At 73.7% G+C, this 8,370-nt stretch carries 6 protein-coding genes; all 6 read left to right on the forward strand.

The genetic code is table 11. The features are described from left to right. A partial coding sequence (locus F2B26_RS12645) for a protein kinase domain-containing protein (RefSeq protein WP_159809914.1) occupies positions 1 to 1,348 on the forward strand: 1,348 nt, incomplete at its 5' end. Positions 1,349 to 1,534: 186 nt separating this feature from the next. Beyond that, on the forward strand, positions 1,535 to 1,951 hold the full coding sequence (locus tag F2B26_RS12650) for a hypothetical protein (protein ID WP_159809916.1): 417 nt from the start codon (positions 1,535 to 1,537) through the stop codon (positions 1,949 to 1,951). Between the two features lie 159 nt (positions 1,952 to 2,110). Then, a complete protein-coding gene (gene pstC, locus F2B26_RS12655) occupies positions 2,111 to 3,127 on the forward strand; it encodes a phosphate ABC transporter permease subunit PstC (RefSeq protein WP_201292728.1) in 1,017 nt (338 codons plus the stop codon). Next, the gene (gene pstA, locus F2B26_RS12660) at positions 3,127 to 4,260 is read left to right on the forward strand and encodes a phosphate ABC transporter permease PstA (RefSeq protein ID WP_159809918.1); all 1,134 of its coding nucleotides are present in this window, start codon (positions 3,127 to 3,129) and stop codon (positions 4,258 to 4,260) included. Before pstC ends, pstA begins: the two co-directional genes overlap by 1 nt. 16 nt (positions 4,261 to 4,276) lie before the next feature. Beyond that, the gene (locus tag F2B26_RS12665; RefSeq protein WP_201292729.1) at positions 4,277 to 5,896 is read left to right on the forward strand and encodes a phosphate ABC transporter substrate-binding protein PstS; all 1,620 of its coding nucleotides are present in this window, start codon (positions 4,277 to 4,279) and stop codon (positions 5,894 to 5,896) included. Further along, a partial coding sequence (locus tag F2B26_RS12670) for a hypothetical protein (RefSeq protein WP_201292730.1) occupies positions 5,893 to 8,370 on the forward strand: 2,478 nt, incomplete at its 3' end. The genes F2B26_RS12665 and F2B26_RS12670, both read left to right, overlap by 4 nt.

The raw sequence follows: 8,370 nt of genomic DNA on the forward strand, positions 1-8,370 counted from the left end.
GGCCGCCCTCGGGGCGCTCGACGGGCTGGCGCACCTGCACGGGCTCGGGCTGGCCCACCACGACGTGTCGCCCGGCAACCTGCTCGTCCCCGACCAGGGCGGGCGCCCCTGCTGGGCGCAGGTGCGGCTCACCGACCTGGGCGCACCGGTCGAGGTCGAGGGCCACGTCGTCGTCAGCCCGCACTACGTGGCCCCCGAGGTGGCCCGCGGGCTGGCCGGTGACGCCCGCGCCGACCTGTACGCCCTCGCCGCGACCCTCGTGCACCTGCTCACCGGTGCCCCGCCCTACGAGCACGACGACCCGGACCTGGTGCTCGCCGCCCATGTGAACGACCCCGTCGTCACCCCCTCGGCGCGGGTGCCAGGACTACCGCCGGCGCTCGACGAGGTCGTGCGCACCGCCCTGGCCAAGCATCCCGCCGACCGGTTCCCGGACGCCGAGGCGATGCGCGCCGCGCTGCGCGCCGTGCGGTTCGAGCCGGGGCCGGGCGGCCTCGCCGTCCCGGCGCCGCGGCGCCTCGTCCGCGTGGCCGACGGGCGCACCCGACCGCTGCGCTCGACCGCGGCCGAACCGGGTGTCGCACGCACCGAACCGGCGGTCACGACCGCCCCGACCCACCTCTCCGGCGGTGCGGACCGGGCGGTGCACCCGGTCCCGCCGGCGCCCGCACGCGCCGTACCGGTCGGCGCGCTGCTGCTCGTGCTCGTCGCCGTGGGCGCCGCGACGGGGGTGGCGCTCATCCGACCCGCGGCGCCTGCCGTCGTGCCCACCGTCCTGGTGAGCAGCCCGGCGGCACCCAGCGCGGTCGCCTCGCCGTCCGCTCCGACCGTCGGCCCACCGGTGTCCGTGGCCGTCGTGCCCGACGTCGTCGGGGCGGTGCTGGCGGATGCGGGCGCGCGGCTGGCCGCGGTCGGTCTCGTCACCGGTGACGTGCAGGTGCAGGACGGTCCGGCGACGGCCGGGACGGTCCTGGCCAGCCGACCGGCCGCCGGCAGCACCGCCCCCGTCGGCAGCGCCGTGCAGCTCGACGTCGCCTCCGGGTGGACGGCGGTGCCGTCGCTCGAAGGCCTGGACCCGGCCACGGCCGCCGCGCGGCTGGCCGCAGCCGGACTGCTCGCCGATGGCATGCCGGCGACGGCGACGGAGACGACGACGGTCACGGGGTCGTGGCCGGCCGCGACCAGCAGGGTGGAGGTCGGGACGGTGGTCCGGGTCGTCCTCGCGCGGGCCTTGGTCGATCCGCCGACGCCCACCCCCTCGGCCAGCCCACCGGCCGGCCCCTCGCTCGCACCGACCGCAGGACCGAGCCCGACCCTCGCGCCGACCCCGGGGCCGTCGACCCGCTGACCCGGGCGCCGCGACCGGTGTCGCGGGCAGGACATCCCCACGCGTGAGGGTTCGAGCCGATCGTTCGCCGAGCCGCAAGCCGTACGTCGTCTGGCGGTCGTCACGACGACGTCCGTCAACCCTTGAGTTCGCTGTGACCCGACCAGGTGACTGCGCAACGGCCCGACGTGGCAGGGAGGAGCAGACGTGTCCGAGCGGCCGACGCCCATGTTCCAGCTCTACCGGCTGGCCGGCTCCGGCACCGCGACCGGCGCCGGCGGCGTCTGGTGGCGCGTGGTGAGCCCCAACGGGCGCGCCCTGGGCCGCAGCGCGCACGAGCTGGTCGACGTGGCCGCCGCCACCGCGCACCTGGCCCGCGTGATCGCCGAACGCGAGCGGCTGGAACCGACCGTGCGCGTCACCACCTCCCACCGGTGGCGCTGGCAGCTGGCGCTGGACGGCGACATCGTCGTGCACGGGTCCGCCGAGCAGGACCGGCGGGTGCGCTGCGATGCGGCGTGGCGAGCATTCGTGCAGGTGGCAGGCCAGGCGCAGATCGACCCGGCGGTGCACACGTTCCACCGTGGGTACGCGCCGGCCCCGCTCGCACCAGCCGGCGGCTGAGCGGCACCACGGCGCCCCGCGGCGACCCGCGGGCGGCGGCCGGAACTGGCCCGGTGCGTTCGTCCCCTGTTCACCGGCCCGGGGCCGCGCGGTCATCGGTGCCGGGTTGCATCGGGCCGGACGAAACGGGCCAACCGGACGACATGGGCAGGAGGAGCGGTGACCAGCACCTACGTGCCGACGCGGCCGGCCGACCGGCTCCCGGACGAGCCCCGACCGGTGAACCGGGCGGCCACCGGCGGTGACCGGGCGTTCGTGCTCGGCTCCGGTGCCATCGGGGCGAGCGTGCTCGTCATCACCAGCGGGATCGGGCTGTTCCTGGCCCTCCAGGCCGTGCCGACCATCGCCCGCTACGGACCGACCTTCTTCACCCAGAACGAGTGGGCGCCGGACGAGGGCAAGGTGGGCATCGCCGGCGTGCTGCTCGGCACCTTCACCGTCGCGGTGGTCGCGATGGCGTTCGCGTTCCCGCTGGCCCTGGCCACGGCGCTGTTCATCAGCGAGTACGCGCCGGTGCGGCTCAAGAGCTTCCTGGTCTCCATGGTCGACCTCATGGCCGCGGTGCCCTCGATCATCTACGGGCTGTGGGGCTTCCTGCTCCTGCAGCCGCAGGCCAGCCGGCTCGCCCGCTGGTTGCACCAGTACCTGGGGTGGCTGCCCTTCTTCCACGTGGACACCGACCCGAATGCCGCCCAGTGGGACCAGACCGAGTACACGGCCTCGGCCTTCGTGGCCGGGATCGCCGTGGCGATGATGGTGCTGCCGATGGCCTCGTCGGTCATGCGGGAGGTCTTCAGCCAGGCCCCGGCCGGTGAACGCGAAGGTGCGCTCGCCCTCGGGTCGACCCGGTGGGGCGTCATCCGCTCGGTGGTGCTGCCGTTCGGCAAGGGCGGGATCATCGGCGGCACGATGCTGGGGCTCGGCAGGGCGCTCGGCGAGACGATCGCCGTGCTGCTCATCATCTCCCCGTCGTTCGACCTGAAGTTCCGGCCGCTGGAGATCGGGACCAACACGGTGTCGGCCCTCATCGCGGGGCGGTTCGGCGAGGCGTCCCCCGGTCAGCTCCGGGCCCTGCTCACGGCCGGGTTCGTGCTCTTCCTCATCACCCTGGTGATCAACACCCTCGCAGCGATGGTGGTGGCGCGTTCACGCTCCGGCGCCGGGACGGACCTGTGATGACGACCGTCGACCTGGACCGCCCGCCCGCCGAGGACGCCACAGCCGGCCGCACCTACGTCCGCCACGTCGACGGGCCGCGGCCGGCGCCCTCACGCGGGCGCCGCCAGCTCAGCGCCGTCACCGCGAGCGAGCGCGCGATCGGCGTCGGCTCGGGGTTCGCCGCGCTGGCCCTGGCCTGGTTGCTGTGCTTCCAGCTGCTGCCGTGGGGCAGCCCGCTCGGGTTCGTCGTGGTCGCCTTCGTGCTCTACCTGGCGATCGTCACCGTGACCACGAGCGTCGTGAGCCCGGGTCCCGCCGTGGCCGACCGGGTGGCTGCCGCCGCCATCACCGGTGGTGCCGCCGTCGTCGCGATCGGGCTCGTCTCGACCATCGTCTTCATCTTCGTGCGGGCGGCACCCGCGCTGCCGCACCTGAGCATGTACACCCACGACATGGCCGGGGTCGGCCCCCGCGACCCGCTCACCCAGGGTGGTCTGCTGCACGCGATCGTCGGCTCGGTCATCCAGGTGGGGATCGCGATCGTGGTGACCGTGCCTCTCGCGCTCGGCGCGGCGGTCTACATGACGGAGGTCGGCGGGAGGTTCGCGCGGGTGATCCGGACCGTCGTCGAGGCCATGACCGCGCTGCCGTCGATCGTCGCCGGCCTGTTCATCTACACCGTGCTGCTGCTACAGCTCGGGATGAGCAAGTCGGGGTTCGCCGCCGCGATGGCGCTGTCGGTCATGATGCTGCCGATCATCGCCCGCGCCGCCGACGTCGTGCTGCGGGTGGTGCCCTCCGGGCTGCGGGAGGCGAGCCTGGCGCTCGGCGCCTCGCGCTGGCGCACCGTCTGGCACGTCGTGCTCCCGACGGCCCGGCCGGGGCTCGCCACGGCGCTCATCCTCGGGGTCGCCCGCGGCGTCGGTGAGACCTCGCCCGTGCTGCTGACCTCGGGGGCCTCGACCTTCCTGGTGACCAACCCGTTCGGGCAGCAGATGAACTCCCTGCCGCTGTTCGTGTTCAGCACCGTGCGCAGCGGTGAGCCCCTCTTCATCCAGCGCGGGTTCGCCGCAGCGGCCGTGCTGCTCGCCCTCGTGCTGGTGCTCTTCGCCCTCGCCCGTTTCCTCGCGCGTCCGCGTGGGCGACGCTGACCGACTGGAGAGCTCGATGACCGTGCGCATCTGGCAGTGGCCCACCAGGGTGGTCCTGCTGCTCGCGATGGGGCTGGCCGTGCTGACCCTGCAGGCCACGAACGCGCGCGCCGACTACGCGCTGCTCGAGGGCGACGGCTCCACGTGGAGCCAGGGCATCGTCAACCAGTGGATCGCCGACGCCAAGCCCATGGGCATGCAGGTCGTCTACTCCGGGATCGGCTCGTCCGGCGGGCGCAAGAGCTTCGCCAACTTCCAGGACGACTTCGCCATCTCCGAGATCCCCTACCAGGGCGTCGACCCGATCACGAAGGAGGAGGACGCGTCCAACATCCGGCAGTACGCGTACCTGCCGATCGTCGCCGGGGGCACGTCGTTCACGTACCACGTGACCCAGGCCGGGGCGTTGATGCGCGACGTGCGGCTGTCCGGCGAGACGATCGCGAAGATCTTCACCGGGCAGATCACCAACTGGAACGACCCGGCGATCGCCGCGGACAACAACGGGCGCACCTTCCCCGACCTGACGATCCGACCGGTCTACCGCTCCGACGGCTCCGGCACGACGGCGCAGTTCACCACGTGGCTGGACAAGCAGTACCCGGCCATCTGGCGCACGCTGTGGTCGCAGGGCGGCCTGACCTCGAACTACCCGTCGTTCGGCAAGGCGATCGGGGCCAACGGCTCGGACCAGGTGATGAACACGATCGCCGCCGACTCCGGCAACGGCACGATCGGCTACGTCGAGTACTCCTACGCCCTCAACAAGGGCTACCCGGTGGTCAAGGTGCTCAACGCCGCCGGCTACTACGTGGAGCCGACGGCCTACAACGTCGCGGTGGCGCTCACCAAGGCGCGGATCGACATGCAGGACCCGTCGTCGCTCAGCTACCTCACCCAGATCCTCGACGACGTCTACACCAACCCCGACCCGCGCACCTACCCGCTGTCGTCCTACTCCTACATGATCCTGCCGGTCGGCTCGGTCGACCGCCGCATGACGACGGCCAAGCGCCAGACGCTCGTCGACTTCATGACCTACGGCCTGTGCACCGGGCAGGGGCAGGCGGGTCCCTACGGGTACTCGCCGCTGCCGCTCAACCTGGTGCAGGCCGGGATGACGCAGCTGGCGAAGATCAAGGCCGCGGACCCGGCGGTGAGCATCGACAACGTCGACCCGACCAAGTGCGGCAACCCGACGTTCGTGGCCGGTGACCTCACCCGCAACCACCTGGCGGAGATCGCCCCGCAGCCCGCGGACTGCGACAAGCAGGGGGCCGGTCCGTGCCTGGGCGGGGCCACCGTCGTGGTGGGGGCCGACGGGAAGCCGACGACGTCGGGAGCCCCGGGTCAGCAGGCCGGTGCCTCGAAGCCGGGGGCGAGCGCAGGCGCGAGCGCCGCGGCGGCCGCGGCCGGCGGGGGGCAGATCGACCCGGAGACCGGGCAGGTCCTGGGCAGCGGCTCGGCCGACGGGTCGACGACCGCCTCCGGTCCGGTCGCCACCACCATCGCGGCACGCCCCGCCGTGGGCACGACCCTGTTCGCCGGGCTCACCGCGCTCGAGCTCGTCGGGCTCATGGTGGTGCCCGGTGTGCTGTACGCGCGCACCCGGCGCCCCGAGGAGGACGTCCAGTGAGCGCGCGTCGGGCGCTCGCGGTCGGGCTCACGACGCTCGTGCTCGCGGCGGTCGTCGGGGTGGGCCCGGACGGCCGGTCCGCGCGCGCGGCGGCGGCCGGTGACGAACCGGCCTTCACGGCCTCCAAGGTGGTCACCCGCGACCTGCTCGCCCCCGACGGCACGGTGGCCTCCACCGACAGCCGGACCGTCACCGTCACGGCGGACGTCACGCAGGACCTGCGCGGGCGTCAGGTGATGACCGTGCACTGGTCGGGTGCCCACCCGTCGGGCGGCATCGTCGGGAACGTCCTCGACCTCAGCGCGTGGACGAGCACCGAGTACCCGATGGTGGTCATGCAGTGCCGGGGCGACGACTCCGCGGCCGACCCGGCGGCGCACATCAGCCCGCAGACCTGCTGGACCACGGTCGGTGCCAATGAGCGGCGGCTCGGCGGCCTCGCGGCCGGCGGCGGCGACATCTACCGGCACGACAAGTACTCCTCGCCCGACGAGACGGCGGCCTCGGTCCCGTCGCAGGCCGACTGGCCGTCGGTCTGCGGTGACGGCGAGGCGGTCGGGACCGACCTGTGGCCCAAGCGGATCATCCCGTTCGTCGCCGCCAACGGCACCGCCTACTGGCGGTGCGGCGCCGAGGGCCAGGGCTTCGCCCCCGAGATGGGCACCTCGTCCGCACTCGGCCCGAACGAGAAGGCCGAGATCACCCGGACCGACGGCTCCGGCGTCACGCACGTCGAGGTGCGCACGGCTGCGGAGAACGCGTCGCTGGGCTGCTCGGCCACCGTGCCCTGTGCGATCGTGCTCATCCCGATCATGGGCATCAGCTGCGACTCCCCGACCCCCACCTGCAACCAGGACGGTCTGCGGCCCGCGGGCTCGCTCTACAGCGACCAGCTCCCCGCAGCCACGGCGGTCACCGGGCAGCTGTGGGCCTCGGCGTCGAACTGGCGCAACCGGATCACCATCCCCCTCACCATCGCGGCCACGGACGCCCGGTGCGCCGAGTCCGTCGCGCGGCCCACCGTCCAGCTCTACGGGTCGCCCCTCATGCTCGAGGCCGCCGAGCAGTGGCGCCCCGCCTACTGCGGACGGGCGGACCGCTTCGTGCTCAACGTGAACGACAAGAGCGAGCCCTCCGGGTTCGAGGCCCTGCGCGACGGGTACGGGACCGGTGTGCTGTCCACCTACAAGGACGTCGGGACCCCGGCGATGCCGCTGGGGTACGCGCCGGTGGCGGTGAGCGGGTTCGCGATCGCCTTCGTCGTCGACATCCCCGACGGCGGCGGCCAGCTCGACCACCTCAACCTGAGCCCGCGGCTGCTGGCCAAGCTGATGACGGCGTCGTACTGGGGCGGGAACTTCTCGGCGGACGCCGTGGCCCAGCGGCCCGACCTGGCGCACAACCCGCGCTCGCTGCAGTTCGACCCCGAGTTCCGTGAGCTCAACCCGGCCCTGACCTCCTCGTCGTTCGCGTGGAACCAGAGCCTGCTCTACTTCTCCCAGCTCATGGGGCTCAACGCCCCGTCGGACATGATGCGGGCGCTCACGTCCTACATCGCGGCCGACCCGGAGGCGATGGCCTTCATCGACGGGACCCCGGACCCCTGGGGCATGACGGTGAACCGGGCCTACAAGGGCACGGCGCTGCCGGTGTCGGACTGGCAGCTGGCGGACCCGTGGACCGTGCCGGGGGCCACCGGGTGCGACGCGTCCCAGTCGATGCCGTGGTTCAGCAAGGTCCTGGCGCCGGTCTCCGACCCGCACCGCATCGCCCAGGACCTGCTCACGGCGAGCCCGGAGGCGATCTACCTCAACGCCGTCGTGCCCAACACCGATGCGTGCCGCACCTACCGCCAGCCGGCGCTGCCGCAGGGCGTGCGCGCGATGATCGGCCTGGTCACGCTGGCCGACGCGGAGCGGTACGCGCTGCCGGTCGCCTCGTTGCGCACCACCGGGACCGGGCCCCGGGCCACCTACGTCGCCCCGACGCCGGCCTCGCTCGCGGCCGGGGCCGCCCTCATGACGTCGGCCGGGCCGGGGGAGCCGTTCGTGCCCGACGCCGACCGGATGCACCAGTCCGCCGTCGCCTACCCGGGCACCATGGTCGTGCACGCGGCGATCCCGCTCACCGGGCTCGACGCCAGCACCGCGGTGAACGCCGCGGCGTTCGTCGCGATCGCGCTCACCGAGGGGCAGGTCCAGGGCACCGGCACCGGTGAGCTCCCGGCGGGCTACCTGCCGATCACCTCGACCGGTCCCACTGCGGGCCTCATGACGGCGGGGGCCTCCGTCGTACGTGCCGTCGCCGTGCAGAGCGGTCCCATGACACCCGCGCCGACCTCGGCCCCGGCCAGCACGCCCGCGGCAGCGCCCCCACCGGCGCAGTCCACCGGGACGACCGGCGGTGCCGTGCAGTCCCAGGTGCTGGCCGCCCAGGCGACCCCGGTGCCCGGCCTGCCCGCCCCGACCGCGCCG

Source organism: Cellulomonas citrea, from assembly GCF_009829685.1.
Lineage (GTDB): Bacteria > Actinomycetota > Actinomycetes > Actinomycetales > Cellulomonadaceae > Cellulomonas > Cellulomonas citrea.